17 protein-coding genes are annotated in these 13,378 nt (G+C 64.2%); 15 read left to right on the forward strand and 2 right to left on the reverse strand.

The features are described 5' to 3' along the window. Positions 1-3: 3 nt before the first annotated feature. The 4 genes from Q7J44_RS06445 to Q7J44_RS06460 all read left to right on the forward strand — a co-directional run bounded on the left by Q7J44_RS06445 (position 4) and on the right by Q7J44_RS06460 (position 2,819). The gene (locus Q7J44_RS06445) at positions 4-465 is read left to right on the forward strand and encodes a YaiI/YqxD family protein (RefSeq protein WP_304878157.1); all 462 of its coding nucleotides are present in this window, start codon (positions 4-6) and stop codon (positions 463-465) included. Between the two features lie 56 nt (positions 466-521). Then, complete coding sequence (locus Q7J44_RS06450; RefSeq protein ID WP_304878159.1) at positions 522-1,148, forward strand: HAD-IA family hydrolase; 627 nt, start codon at positions 522-524, stop codon at positions 1,146-1,148. Beyond that, entirely contained in the window at positions 1,145-2,047 is a 903-nt protein-coding gene (locus Q7J44_RS06455) for an ornithine cyclodeaminase family protein (protein ID WP_304878160.1), read from the forward strand. The genes Q7J44_RS06450 and Q7J44_RS06455 overlap by 4 nt, the downstream gene beginning before the upstream one ends. A 169-nt stretch (positions 2,048-2,216) precedes the next feature. Next, complete coding sequence (locus tag Q7J44_RS06460; protein ID WP_304878162.1) at positions 2,217-2,819, forward strand: outer membrane lipoprotein carrier protein LolA; 603 nt, start codon at positions 2,217-2,219, stop codon at positions 2,817-2,819. 28 nt (positions 2,820-2,847) lie between these two features. On the opposite strand, the gene Q7J44_RS06465 is transcribed toward Q7J44_RS06460, so the two are convergent. Both Q7J44_RS06465 and Q7J44_RS06470 read right to left on the reverse strand, forming a co-directional pair. Next, positions 2,848-3,438, reverse strand: coding sequence for a lytic transglycosylase (locus tag Q7J44_RS06465; RefSeq protein WP_304878164.1), 591 nt, complete (start codon positions 3,436-3,438; stop codon positions 2,848-2,850). A 78-nt stretch (positions 3,439-3,516) separates the two neighbouring features. Beyond that, positions 3,517-4,398, reverse strand: a complete 882-nt coding sequence (locus Q7J44_RS06470; protein ID WP_304878166.1) for an AEC family transporter — start codon at positions 4,396-4,398, stop codon at positions 3,517-3,519. 84 nt (positions 4,399-4,482) lie between these two features. On the opposite strand from Q7J44_RS06470, the gene hspQ reads away from it, so the two are divergent. From hspQ to rnr, 11 genes are all read left to right on the forward strand, one after another. Then, positions 4,483-4,809, forward strand: a complete 327-nt coding sequence (hspQ, locus tag Q7J44_RS06475) for a heat shock protein HspQ (RefSeq protein WP_304878167.1) — start codon at positions 4,483-4,485, stop codon at positions 4,807-4,809. A gap of 100 nt (positions 4,810-4,909) precedes the next feature. Then, positions 4,910-5,254: an STAS domain-containing protein gene (locus Q7J44_RS06480; RefSeq protein ID WP_304878169.1), complete on the forward strand. Its 345-nt coding sequence runs from the start codon at positions 4,910-4,912 to the stop codon at positions 5,252-5,254. Next, entirely contained in the window at positions 5,244-5,693 is a 450-nt protein-coding gene (locus Q7J44_RS06485) for an ATP-binding protein (RefSeq protein WP_304878171.1), read from the forward strand. Before Q7J44_RS06480 ends, Q7J44_RS06485 begins: the two co-directional genes overlap by 11 nt. Before the next feature lie 220 nt (positions 5,694-5,913). Beyond that, positions 5,914-7,485 (forward strand): gamma-glutamyltransferase family protein, encoded by a 1,572-nt coding sequence (locus Q7J44_RS06490; protein ID WP_304878173.1) that lies wholly within the window; start codon positions 5,914-5,916, stop codon positions 7,483-7,485. A 1-nt stretch (position 7,486) separates the two neighbouring features. Beyond that, a complete protein-coding gene (locus Q7J44_RS06495; RefSeq protein WP_304878175.1) occupies positions 7,487-7,945 on the forward strand; it encodes a GAF domain-containing protein in 459 nt (152 codons plus the stop codon). A gap of 11 nt (positions 7,946-7,956) precedes the next feature. Next, on the forward strand, positions 7,957-8,853 hold the full coding sequence (locus Q7J44_RS06500; protein ID WP_304878177.1) for a homocysteine S-methyltransferase family protein: 897 nt from the start codon (positions 7,957-7,959) through the stop codon (positions 8,851-8,853). After that, positions 8,850-9,539, forward strand: coding sequence for a pseudouridine synthase (locus tag Q7J44_RS06505; protein ID WP_304878180.1), 690 nt, complete (start codon positions 8,850-8,852; stop codon positions 9,537-9,539). The genes Q7J44_RS06500 and Q7J44_RS06505 overlap by 4 nt, the downstream gene beginning before the upstream one ends. A gap of 46 nt (positions 9,540-9,585) precedes the next feature. After that, positions 9,586-10,254 (forward strand): CDP-diacylglycerol--glycerol-3-phosphate 3-phosphatidyltransferase, encoded by a 669-nt coding sequence (gene pgsA / locus Q7J44_RS06510; protein WP_304878182.1) that lies wholly within the window; start codon positions 9,586-9,588, stop codon positions 10,252-10,254. Beyond that, positions 10,254-10,502 (forward strand): molybdopterin converting factor subunit 1, encoded by a 249-nt coding sequence (moaD, locus tag Q7J44_RS06515; RefSeq protein ID WP_304878183.1) that lies wholly within the window; start codon positions 10,254-10,256, stop codon positions 10,500-10,502. Before pgsA ends, moaD begins: the two co-directional genes overlap by 1 nt. Further along, positions 10,503-10,943: a molybdenum cofactor biosynthesis protein MoaE gene (locus tag Q7J44_RS06520; protein ID WP_304878185.1), complete on the forward strand. Its 441-nt coding sequence runs from the start codon at positions 10,503-10,505 to the stop codon at positions 10,941-10,943. Between the two features lie 102 nt (positions 10,944-11,045). Next, a complete protein-coding gene (rnr, locus tag Q7J44_RS06525; protein WP_304878187.1) occupies positions 11,046-13,295 on the forward strand; it encodes a ribonuclease R in 2,250 nt (749 codons plus the stop codon). Positions 13,296-13,378 lie beyond the last annotated feature (83 nt).

A 13,378-nucleotide genomic window follows, 5' to 3' on the forward strand; every position in this document is an offset into this window, starting at 1 on the left:
GATATGACACGGGTGTTCATTGATGCTGATGCCTGCCCGGTGAAGGCGGAGGCCGAGCGGGTGGCGACGCGGCATGGGGTGCGGATGCTGGTGGTGTCGAACGGGGGCATCCGGCCTTCGCCCAACCCTTTGGTGGAGAGTGTGTTCGTGGCCGCCGGCCCGGATGAGGCCGACAAGTGGATTGCGGACACCTGTGGCGTCGGCGATGTGGTGGTGACGGGGGATATTCCGCTGGCCGCGAAATGCGTGGCGGCGGGGGCCCGGGTGGTCAAGCACAATGGCGAAGAGCTGAACACCGCCAATATCGGCATGGTGCTGGCGACGCGCGATCTGATGCAGGATCTGCGCAGTGCCGATCCGTTCCGGCAGGGCGGCGGGCGGCCGTTCTCCAAGGCCGACCGCTCGCGTTTTCTGGACACGCTGGACCGTTTGCTGCGGGCGGCGCAGCGCGACGGCGGGGGTTGAGTTCCGGGGCGGCGCAGGGCCTTATGCGGCCAAAGCAGACAGGACAGGGGTGCGGGATGACAAAACCCGAAGCGGTGGTTTTCGATATCGGCAATGTGCTGATGCACTGGAACCCGGAAGGGTTTTACGACCGGCGGCTGGGCGAGGCCGGGCGGCAGCGCTTGTTCGCTGAGACCGGGATTGAGGCGATGAATCTGGCGGTCGATGCCGGGGCACCGTTCCGGGCGACGGTGGAGGCGCATGCAGAGGCGCATCCGGAGTGGCGCGAGCATATCCTGTGCTGGTATCACAACTGGATCGAGATGGCGGCACCGCGGATTGAGGGGTCGATCGCCCTGCTGCGGGCGCTCAGGGCCAAGGGCATTCCGGTGCTGGCGCTGACCAATTTCGGCGATGACAGTTTTACCTATGCCCAGACGCAATATGATTTCATGAATGAATTCGACCACGCCTTTGTCTCGGGGCGGATGGGGGTGATCAAGCCGGATGCCGGGATCTACCAACAGCTGGAAGAGGCGATGGGCATCGTGCCCGAGCGGCTGATCTTTACCGATGACAAGGCCGAGAACATCGCGGCGGCGGCAGCGCGCGGCTGGCGGGTGCATCATTTCACTGGCTGGCAGGGTTGGGCCCTGCGGCTGGTGGACGAAGGATTGCTGACGACAGCGGAGGCGGGGCTATGACACCAAGGATCATCGGACGCGATGTTGAAGACCGGCTGACATGGGGTGGTCTGACCGCCGCGCTGGAGGCGGGGCATCTGCGACCACGCGCCGAGATCCGCGATATGGTGCTGTATCGCGGTGGGGATACCTTGCTGAACCGGGCGGCGTGGATCGACGGGCTGGGGCAGCTGGTCAAGGTGGCGACGGTGTTTCCGGGCAATGGCGCGCAGGGGCTGCCGACCGTGAACGGGGCGGTGACGCTGTATGATGACCGCACGGGGGTGCTGACGGCGCTGGTCGATTTCCATCTTGTGACGAAGTGGAAGACGGCGGGGGATTCCCTGCTGTCGGCCAGGCGGCTGGCGCGCAAGGACTCGCGCCGGATCTTGCTGGTGGGGGCGGGGACGGTGGCGCGGTCGATGGTGGGCGCCTATGCCAGCGCTTTCCCGCAGGCGGAATTCACGGTCTGGAGCCGGAACCGGGCCACGGCAGCGGCAACGGGATTGCCGGTGGCTGATGATCTGGAAGCGGCGGTGCGGGGTGCCGACATCATCTGCACCGCCACCATGTCGCACCATCCGCTGATCAAGGGGGCATGGCTGCAACCCGGCCAGCATCTGGACCTGATCGGTGCCTATACCGCCGCGATGCGCGAGGTGGATGACGAGGCTATGTCGCGGGCGCGGGTGTTTGTCGACAGCCGGGCCACCACCATCGGCCATATCGGAGAGCTGATAGAGCCGATCAAAAGCGGCGCGATATCCGAGGCGGATGTGATTGCCGATTTCTACGATGACCCGGCAGGCTATGACCGCAGGTCGGATGACGAGATCACCATCGCCAAGAACGGCGGCGGGGCGCATCTGGATCTGATGACGGCGGATTACATTGCGCGGACGGCGGGTGCAGGGGGCTGAGGGCGGGTGATTGTGGGTAGGGCGGGGTTCACCCCGCCATATGGCGCGACAAAGGCGGGGTGAACCCCGCCCTACCCTTGGTGACACCGGGCTTCACAGAATCGGCAAAAGCCCGCAATGTTTTGCGAAGGGTGATGCAAGGCTGCGGCGGCGCGATTATATGAGGGTCATGAACCGCAGAACCGCCATATTGGCCCCGCTCGCCCTTTTCGCGCTTGGCGCACCGGCCGCTGCTGCGCCCATTCCGCTGGCTGATCTGTCGGCCTATCTGAACGGGTTGACGACGGTGCAGGCCGATTTCACACAGGTGAATGGTGATGGCACCATCGCGACCGGCAGGCTGTTCATCCGGCGGCCGGGCCGCATCCGGTTTGAATATGCGCCGCCGGATCGGTCTCTGGTGATGGCGGGGGGCAGTCAGGTGGCGATCTTTGACGCCAAATCCAACCAGCCGCCCGAGCAATATCCGCTGAGCCGGACGCCGCTGAACCTGATTCTGGCGGCGAATGTGAATCTGGGCCAGGCCCGCATGGTTGTCGGACATCGTGAGGTGGAGAACACCACCCGCGTCATCGCACAAGACCCGGACAACCCGGCCTATGGCACCATCGAGCTGGTGTTCACCGCCGGCCCGGTCGAATTGCGGCAGTGGATCATCACCGATGATGTCGGCAACAAGACCACGGTGATTCTGGGTGAAATGGTGAAGGGCGGGTCGATGCCGGCGTCCTATTTCGACATCACCGCAGAGTCGCGCAAACGCGGCCTTTAGGGGCCGCGTTCTGCTTTGGCGGGTTTTGTCAGAGGCGTCCGCAGGTCATAAGCTGCTGGGCATACATGTTTGACCGGATCTGCACGCGCTGGGCCACATCGACAAGCCAGGGTTTTGCCAGAAAGCTCTGCCGTGAATAGCCGGTGCGGCCTTCGTGATAGGCCAGATACTGATTGCGGGCATCGGCTTTTGAAATGCCAAGGCGCTTTTCGCTTTGATCCATGTACCAGCCCATGAAATCGGTGGCGTCGCTGATCCGGTCGCGCCGGGCGTTGCGGCGGTTCTGTTCCTGCTGGTATTCCTCCCAGGTGCCGTCCAGCGCCTGTGAATACCCATAGGCTGACGACTGCCGCCCCATCGGAATGATCCCCAGCGCGAACTGGTGCGGGGTCTGGGCATTGCCGATGAATTTCGATTCCTGATGGATGGTGGCCATCTGAACAGGAATCGGAATGCCCCATTTGCGTTCCGTCGCCTGCATCGCACGAAAGTATTGCGGTCGCTCACGCACGATAGCGCAGGCGTTTTCCAAATCACGGGGCGCCGAGAACTTGCTGCTGCCGCCGCCACAGGCGGCCAGTAACAACAAAAGCATCGACGCGCGGAGAAGTCTGCTCATTTGCCCCTCGCACGTTTATATTTATTACCCGAATGATAGGGCAAATGCGCTGCGGGGGAAATGGGGCATGGTCGCCCTTCAGATCAGAAATGCGAGAGTGAGCGGTAAAGTGATGATGGCCAGCAAAGTTGAGGCGATGACAAGCCCTGCAACCGCATCGGCATCGGCCCCGTATTTCTCGGCCAGCATGTAGGAGGTGACCGCGACCGGGGTGCTGACCTGCACCACCAGAACCGCAAAGGCCACCGGGTCCAGTGCGAAGAACCGGCCCACCGCGACGCCGACCGCCACGGTCAGGCCGCCGCGCAAGAGCGACAGCCAGACCGCGCGGCCCAGCCGCCCCGGCGTCAGCCGTGCGACGGCAACCCCCAGCGTGATCAGCATCATCGGAATGGCGATCTGGCCCAGCAGGGTCAGCGAATTGGTCAGCCACAGCGGGGTCTGCCAGCCTTGCCACAAAAACAGCGCGCCCAGCAGCGTGGCCCCCATCGCCGGTTCCTTCACGATGCGCAGCAAAGAGCCGCCGCCGGAGACCAGCCAGATGCCGAAGGTAAAGCTCCACACCATCATCACCGCGAAGATCACCACGGCATAGCCCAGACCCGCCTCGCCAAAGGCGAACATCGCCAGCGGCAGGCCGACATTGCCGGTGTTGCCAAAGATCAGCGGGGCCAGATAGGTGCGCCGCTCCAGCCCCAGCACCCGGACCACCCCCCACAGGACAAGCGTCAGCACGGCATAGGCCACGATGGCCGCCAGCGTCACCGCCGTCAGCGCCGCCGGATCAAGCTCGGTTTTCATCAGCGCGGTGAAGATCAGCGCCGGCACCGACAGGGTCATCGACAGGCGGGTGATGAACTCCATCCGGTACTCATGGCCGGTCTTTACCCAAAGATACCCGATGGCACCCAGCAGGCCGACAGGTGCCACGATTTCCAGCACTGTGAGGATCAGGGCCACAGTTTGTTTCCTTAAATCAACGCCTGTCAGGTGGACAAGACAGTGCCGTCGGGAGTAATAACCAACAGCAGGGGACGCAATGTGATGCTGAGACTAACACCCAAATACCACCTTGGTCAGGTGCTGCGGCATCGCAAACATCCGTTCCGGGGTGTGGTATTTGATGTCGATGCCATGTTTTCCAATACTGACGAATGGTACGAGAACATTCCCGAAGAAAGCCGCCCGCACAAGGATCAGCCGTTCTATCATCTGCTCGCCGAAAATGACCAGAGTTTCTATGTGGCCTATGTGTCGGAACAGAATCTGGTGCCGGATGAAACCGGAGAGCCTGTGGGCCACCCCGATCTGGGCGATCTGTTCGGCGATTTCGAAGACGGGCGCTATCCGCTGCAGTTTCAGCTGAACTGACCGGCTGGCTGAATTGATCGGCTGGCTGAACTGACCGGCTGGCATTGACCAATCGGTAACCTTCCGGCGCTAGCCTTGCCTCAGAAACCGGAGGGCAAGAATGCAACTGGACTGCACACAGACCCCAGATCTTATCATTGTTCACGTGCGCGATGCCCGGATTGATGCAGCTGGGGCGATCGATTTCAAGGACCGGATGCGGGATCTGACCGTCGCCGATACGCGCCGGGTGATCCTTGACCTGTCGCAGGTGACGTTCATTGACAGCTCTGGCCTTGGGGCGGTGGTGGCGGTGCGCAAATCACTGGGGCCCGACCGCCCGCTGGAACTGGCCGGGCTGAACCCTGCGGTGGAAAAGGTGTTTCACCTGACCCGTATGAATTCCGTCTTCATCATCCATCCCGCAGTTCCGGCTCTGGCGGGCAGCTTTCGTGATGTCGTCTGACGGCGGACAGAACCACACCCGCATTGTGATCGCCTCTGACGCGATGTCGGTTCGTCTGGCCCTGTGTGCCCTGTTTGAACGGCTGATGATGACCAGCCGGATGAGCGCGGACGCCCGCGACACGGCGCAGATCGTTCTGGCCGAAGCGCTGAACAACATTGTCGAACATGCCTATGCCCAAAGCCCGGGTGAGATTGACCTGACGGTCGATGTCTCGCCGGGCGGGCTGACCTGCCGCATCGTCGATGCCGGGATGCCGTTGCCGCTCTGCGCGCTGGCCGACGGGCCGCTTGCGCAGCCCCCCAAGGCAGAGGATCTGCCCGAAGGCGGTTTCGGCTGGCATCTGATTCGCAGCTTGTCCGAAGACCTGGACTACCACCGCGAAGGGGAGCGGAATTTTCTGACATTCCGGATCACCGGGCAACAATACCGGCATTGAGCGGGGAATTGTACGCGCTGCGTCATCTATGACGCGAATAAGCCCAGGTTTCGCCCCGAAACCGCCGCGCAGGCGCGCGACAGTGAACGGGTAGCTGCATATAAGCTTCTCCCGGCGCTGCGGATAACGCCCCCACCCAGTTCGCGGCGCCGGGATTTCCATGCTGTTTGCACTCTGCCACGCTGCTGAGTAGCCTGCCCCATACCATAAAGGGGGCACCATGCGCGATTTTCACCTTCCGGGCCGGTCGGCCGTCTATGCCGAAAACGGGGTTTGCGCCACGTCGCATCCGCTTGCCGCGCAAGCGGCGGTCGAGGTGCTGAAGGCGGGCGGCAATGCGGCGGATGCGGCCATTGCCGGCGCGGTGCTTCTGGGGTTTTGCGAACCGCAGATGACCGGGTTGGGCGGCGATTGTTTTGTGCTGCTGAAGCCTGCGGGGCAAGAGCGGGTGATCGCGCTGAACGGGTCTGGCCGGGCACCTGCGGGTCTGTCGGCGGCGGCGATGCGCGACCGGGGGCTGACGGCGGTGCCGCTGCGCGGAATTGAATCGGTGACGCTGCCGGGGGCGGTGGATGCGTTCTGCACCCTGTCCGCCGATTGGGGCAGCCTGCCACTGGCGCAGGTGCTGGCCCCGGCCATTCACTACGCCGAAGCGGGCGTGCCGGTGGCCCCGCGTGTGGCCTTTGACTGGGCCGATGATGCGCCCGAACTGCAGGGCCGCGCGCGCGATCTGTTCCTGATGAATGGTCAGGCCCCGCGCCCCGGCCAGATCTTCCGCGCCCCCGGTCAGGCCGAGGTGCTGCGCCGTGTTGCCCGCGAAGGCCGCGCCGGGTTTTATGACGGCGAGGTGGCCGAGGATATGATCGCCAGTCTGCGGGGCTTGGGTGGCACGCATACGCTGGACGATCTGGCGGCGACCCGGTGCAGCTATGGTGATCCGGTGCAGGGGGCCTACAAAGGCATCGATCTGCTGGAACATCCGCCGAACGGGCAGGGCGCGACGGCCATTCTGCTCTTGAACATCCTGTCGCATTTCGACGTGGCGGCGATGGACCCGTTCGGGGCCGCCCGCGTGCATCTGGAGGCAGAGGCGGCCAAGCTGGCCTATGATGCCAGGAACCGATTTATCGCAGAGAAATCGGCACGGCTGGACCATATGCTGTCGATGGACACGGCGGCCAGGCTGGCGGCGCTGATTGATCCGGGCAAGGTGATTGCCGCGGCGGCCCCGCTGACCGAGGCTATCCACCGTGACACCATCTATATCACCGTGGTGGACCGCGACCGGATGGCGGTGTCGCTGATCTATTCGGTGTTCTGGGGTTTTGGCGCGGGGATGGCGTCTGACAAGTTTGGCCTGTGCTTCCAGAACCGTGGCGCGGGATTCACGCTTGAGCCGGGCCACCCGAATGAGGCGGCGGGCGGCAAGCGGCCGATGCACACGATCATTCCGGGGATGGTGATGGAAAACGGCCGCGTGACCATGCCGTTTGGGGTGATGGGCGGCGGCTATCAGCCGGCGGGACATGCGCGGCTGATTTCCAACCTGCGTGATTTTGGTATGGATCTGCAAACCGCCATCGACGCCCCGCGCAGCTTTGCGGCACCCGGCGGGCTGGAGGTGGAGCGGGGCTATGGGAGCGGCGTGCGGGCTGAACTGGCGGCGCTGGGGCACCGCATTGTGACGCCCGACACCCCGCTTGGCGGCGCGCAGGCCATTGTGATAGGCGCGGATGGCGTGCTGACGGCTGGGTCCGATCCGCGCAAGGATGGCATTGCGCTGGGGTATTGAGATGGCTTTCGACTATGATGATTTGCGCAGCGCGGTTCTGTCGCTGACCCAAGGTGAGACCGATGCGGTGGCGCTGATGGCGACGGTGGCGTGCGAGGTGCACCATGGGCACCCGTTCAGCGACTGGACCGGGTTCTACCGCGTGGTCGCGCCCGAGCTTTTGAAGATCGGGCCGTATCAGGGCGGGCATGGGTGTCTGGTCATCCCGTTTTCGCGGGGGGTTTGCGGGGCAGCTGCACGGACGGGTCAGGTGCAGAATGTGCCCGATGTCGATGCGTTTCCGGGCCATATCGCCTGTGCGTCCAGCACGCGGTCAGAACTGGTGCTGCCGGTTTGGAACGGGGCTGGCGTGCTGCTGGGCGTGTTCGATCTGGACAGCAACACACCTGCGGCCTTTACCGCTGCGGATGAGGCGTTCTTTACCACCCTGCTGGCGGATGTGTTCCGCAACGCAGACTGAAAGGTTTGACGATGGCTGAGATTACCCTTCTTGACGGCGGCATGGGGCAGGAGCTGATTGCGCGGGCGGGCGATGACCGATCACCGCTTTGGGCCACGCGGGCGATGATTGACCACCCGGGTCTGGTGCGCGAGATTCATGCCGAGTATTTTGCGGCCGGTGCGTCGGTGGCGACCACCAACACCTATAACATCCTGCATGACCGGCTGGAGCGCGAAGGGCTGGACCACCTTTACCACGCCCTGCATCTGAGCGCGCTGTTTCAGGCGCATGAGGCGCGGGCGGAACATGGGCGGGGGATGATTGCAGGCTCGATGGGGCCTTTGGGCGAAAGCTATCGCCCCGACCTGACGCCGCCGGTTGCGGTGTCGGCGGCGCTCTATGCGGAAAAGGCGCGGCTGATGGCGGCGCATGTCGATGTGATCCTGTGCGAAACCATGTCCTCGCTCGACCTTGCGCGCGGGGCGTTGCAGGGCGCGCAAGCGGCGGGGGTGCCGGTCTGGCTGTCGGTGTCGGTGGATGACCGGGACGGGTCGAAGCTTCGGTCCGGCGAGCCGGTGGCGGCGCTGGCAGAGGTGATTGCCGGGCATCCCACGGCGGCGGTGCTGGCCAATTGCTCGATGCCCGAGGCGATGCTGGCGGCGCTGCGGGAGTTGTCCGCCATGGGGCTGCCGTTCGGAGCCTATGCCAACGGATTTTCCGAGATTTCCAGCCTGCCGCTGCCCGAAAGCAATGACGCGCCCGATTACACCCATCGCCATGATCTGACGCCCGAGAAATACGCGGAGTTTGTGCTGCAATGGGTCGATCTGGGGGCCACGATCGTCGGTGGCTGTTGTGAGGTGGGTCCGGCGCATATCCGGCATCTGGCGGCTCGGTTGCGGGATGCGGGCCATACGATTCTATGACCCGGCGCGCAGTTCCTGACCACGCCCCCAGCCTGATCCCCGATTTCGGCTATGACCCGCCGGATGTGCCGTTGCAGATCCTGCATGAGGATCAGCACATCCTGGTGGTGGACAAACCCGCCGGCTTGCTGAGCGTGCCGGGCAAACTGGAAGGGCGGCAGGATTGCCTCATCACCCGGTTGCAGGCGGCGCGCTGGGATGCGCTGGTGGTGCACCGGCTGGATTGCGATACGTCTGGCGTGATGATCTTTGCCCGCACCAAACAGGCGCAGGGCTTTCTGGGGCAGGAGTTTGAAAAGCGCCGGGCAAAGAAGACCTATATGGCGCGGGTCTGGGGCGTGATGGACGGCGACCGGGGCCATGTCGATCTGCCGTTGGGCAGCGACTGGCCGCGCCGCCCACGCCAGATGGTGGACCATGAGAACGGCCGCCCGGCGCGGACCGATTGGGAGGTTGTCGGGCGCAGCGAAACCGAGACCCGGGTGCGGCTGCACCCGCTGACCGGGCGCAGCCATCAGTTGCGGGTGCATATGCTGGCGCTGGGCCATGTGATCATCGGCGACCAGATCTATGCGACGGGGCCTGCGCGCGACGCCCCCCGCCTGATGCTGCATTCCGAGACGCTGAGCCTGCACCATCCGGCCAAAAACGAACGCGTGACCTTTAACGCCCCGGTGCCGTTCTGATCAAATCCGCTTTCCTCTGGCCATGTTAATGGTCTAAGCATCTGGCATGAGATGGACGTTGCCAAATATTCTGACGGTGATGCGCCTGATCGCTGCCCCCGGCGTTGCGGTCATGTTTTTGTATTTCCACCGCCCCTGGGCCGACTGGTTCGCGCTGACACTGTTCATCGTGGCGGCCATCACCGATTGGTTTGACGGCTATATCGCGCGGCGCTGGCAGCAGGAGTCGAAGTTCGGGGCCATGCTGGACCCGATTGCCGACAAGGCGATGGTGGTGATCGCGCTGGTGATCATCACCGGCTATTCGGGGATGAATCCCTGGCTGATACTGCCGGTCACGCTGATCCTGTTCCGTGAAGTGTTCGTGTCGGGCTTGCGCGAGTTTCTGGCCGACAAGGCCGGGCTTTTGAAGGTGACCAAGCTGGCCAAGTGGAAGACCACGGCGCAGATGGTGGCGATTGCGGTGCTGTTTCTGGGCACCGGGCTGGAGCATCTGGAAGGCATCGCGCGGCGCGGCATGACGACAGAGCAATATGCCGATCTGGTCACGCGCGGGCTGGCCGACCCGCTGCGGTCTTGCGGCGCGCGGGGCTGTTCGTCGGTGGCAACGATGGTCGGGCTGGGGCTGATCTGGGCGGCGGCGGTGCTGACGCTGCTGACGGGGTGGGATTATTTCCGCAAATCGCTGCCGTTTCTGAAGGATGAGGCGCCGTGATGGTCGAGGTGCTGTACTTCGCCTGGGTGCGCGAACGGATCGGCCTGCCCCGCGAAAAGGTGCAGACCGAAGCTGACACCGTGGCCGGTCTGATCGCCGAACTGACCGCCCGCGAAGACCGCTATGCGCTGGCCTTTGCCGATCTGGCCAGCCTGCGGGTGGCGCTGGATCAGGAGCTGGCAGATTTTGACGCGCCCCTTGCCGGGGTGCGCGAGGTGGCGTTTTTTCCGCCGATGACGGGGGGTTAGATGCGGCTGTCGGTGCAGGCCGAACCCTTTGATCTGGGGGCTGAGTCGGTGGCCTTTGCGCGCGGTACGGCTGGCGCCGGAGCGGTGGTGACCTTTACCGGCATCGTGCGCGACAATGGTGGTGCATTGTCCGCGATGGAGATCGAGCATTACCCCGGCATGACCGAACGCGCGATCGGTGCGATCATCGATCAGGCGCAGGCCCGTTGGGCGCTGACCGACGCGCTGGTGATTCACCGGCATGGGCGGCTGTCGGGGGGTGAGATGATCATGATGGTCGCCACCGCCGCCCCGCACCGGGCCGATGCCTTTGCGGCGGCAGAATTCCTGATGGATTACCTCAAATCCCGCGCGCCGTTCTGGAAAAAGGAACTTGGGCCGGATGGTGCCACCTGGGTGGCGGCGAAGGATGAGGACGAAGCTGCTTTGCGCCGCTGGTAGCGCTTGGGGCCGGCGTCGATGCGCGCCGCGCGGGAGTATTTAAGAAAGGTGCAAATCCGGGGTGGCTTTCTTGCGCGCTGCGGGCGTGCTAGGGCTGGCGCTATGGAACAATTGCCCAGCAAAGAGCAGATCCTGCAATGGATCACCGAGAACCCCGGCCTGCAGGCCAAGCGCGATATCGCGAAGGCTTTTGGCATCAAGGGGGCGGCGCGGATCGAGCTGAAGCGGATACTGGCCGAGCTGGAGGATGAGGGGCAGGTCGCCAAAAAGGGCCGCAGCTACCGCGATCCGGAAAGCCTGCCGCCGGTATCCATCCTGGTGATCACCGGGCCGGATGCGCAGGGCGATGTCTTTGCCCGGCCGATGGAATGGGGCGGTGAGGGCGATGCCCCGCTCGTGTTGTTCGTCGCCAAGAAGGGCGACCCGGCGCTGGCGGCGGGGAACCGGATTCTGGCGCGGCTGTCGCCGGTGGATGTGGGCGAGTACCAGTATGAGGCCAGGCTGATCCGCCATATCGGCACCAATCCGCTGCGGGTGCTGGGCGTGTTCCGCGCCAATGCCGAAGGCGGGCGGATCGTGCCCATCGACAAGGGGCAGGACAAGGAATGGCGCGTCGGGCGTGATATGACGCTGGGGGCGAAGGATGGCGAGCTGGTCGAGGGCGAAGCCATCGGGCGGCGCAACATGGGGCTGCCCCAGGCGCGGATCACGGCGGTACTGGGCGACCCGTCGGGACCGCGTGCGGTATCACTGATTGCGATTCACCAGCACGGCATTCCCGACCAGTTCCCCGATGCGGTGATTGGTGAGGCCGACCGCGCCGAGCCTGCGGGGATGGCGGGGCGCGATGACCTGCGCGATCTGCCTTTGTTGACCATCGACCCTGCCGATGCGCGCGACCGCGATGATGCGGTATATGCCGAGCATGACCGTGAGGCGGGGAATGTGGGTGGCTTTGTCGTCTGGGTGGCGATTGCCGATGTGGCGTATTATGTCCGCCCCGGTTCGGCGCTGGACCGTGAGGCGAGGAAGCGCGGCAACTCCACCTATTTCCCCGACCGGGTTGTGCCGATGCTGCCTGACATTCTGTCGGGCGATCTGTGTTCCTTGCATCAGCATGTTGACCGCGCCTGCCTTGCGGTGCGGATGCGGCTGGATGCGCAGGGCGCGAAGATCAGCCACCGTTTTGTGCGCGGGATCATGCGGTCTGTCGCCAGCCTGAGCTATGAGCAGGTGCAGGCGGCGGTGGATGGCAACCCTGATGACGTGACCGAACCGCTGCTGGAGCCGGTGCTGAAGCCGCTCTATGCCGCCTATGCTGCCACGAAACACGCCCGCGCCTTGCGCCAGCCGCTGGATCTGGACCTGCCGGAGCGCAAGATCGAGCTGTCGGAGACAGGTGAGGTCAAGGCGGTGACGTTCAAGGAACGCTTTGACGCGCACCGGCTGATTGAAGAATTCATGATCCTGGCCAATGTGGCGGCGGCGGAAGAGCTGGTGCGGCTGAAACAGCCGCTGCTGTTCCGGGTGCATGAGGAACCCACGCCCGAAAAGCTGGACAATCTGCGCGAGGTGGCCGAGGCGTCGGGCTTTGTGCTGGCCAAGGGGCAGGTGTTGCAGACCCGGCATCTGAACACGCTGCTGGCGGCGGCGCAGGGGACCGAGTTTGACGAATTGCTGAACATTTCCACCCTGCGCAGCATGACGCAGGCCTATTACTTCCCGCAGAACTTTGGCCACTTCGGGCTCGCGTTGAAGAATTACGCGCATTTCACCTCTCCCATCCGGCGCTATTCCGATCTGATCGTGCACCGGGCGCTGATTGCCGGGCATCGCTGGGGCAAGGATGGCTTGTCGGCGGCGGATGTGGAGACGCTGGAGGAGACCGCCAAGCTGATTTCCGACAGCGAGCGGCGCAGCATGGCGGCGGAGCGTGATACGACCGACCGCTACCTTGCCGCCTATCTGGCCGACCGGGTGGGGGCGGAGTTTACCGGGCGGATTTCCGGCGTGCAGCGCTTTGGTCTGTTCGTGAAGCTGGATGAAACCGGGGCCGACGGGCTGATCCCGATCCGCAGCATCGGGCGGGAATTCTACCATTATGATCAGGACAGCCAGACCCTGACCGGGGCCGATAGTGGCATGACCATCGGCATCGGCCAGCGGGTGACCGTGCGGCTGGCCGAGGCGACGCCGGTGACGGGCGGCATCACGCTGGATCTGCTGAGCATCGAGGGCGGGACGATGCCAAAGACCGCGCAGCGCCGGGGCCGTTATGCCCCGCGCAAGCCGGGCCAGGCGGCGGCCAAGGACAGCAAGCTGAAACGCAAGGTGCTGCGCAAGCGGCGCTAGGGTGCAGAGGGTGGTGTCGTGTCAGGCGGTGTGCATCGCCCTCGCCCTTGTCCGGGCAAGCGGGTAGGGTCGATGCTGCCCTC

The organism is Pseudotabrizicola sp., assembly GCF_030656345.1.
Taxonomy (GTDB): domain Bacteria; phylum Pseudomonadota; class Alphaproteobacteria; order Rhodobacterales; family Rhodobacteraceae; genus Pseudotabrizicola.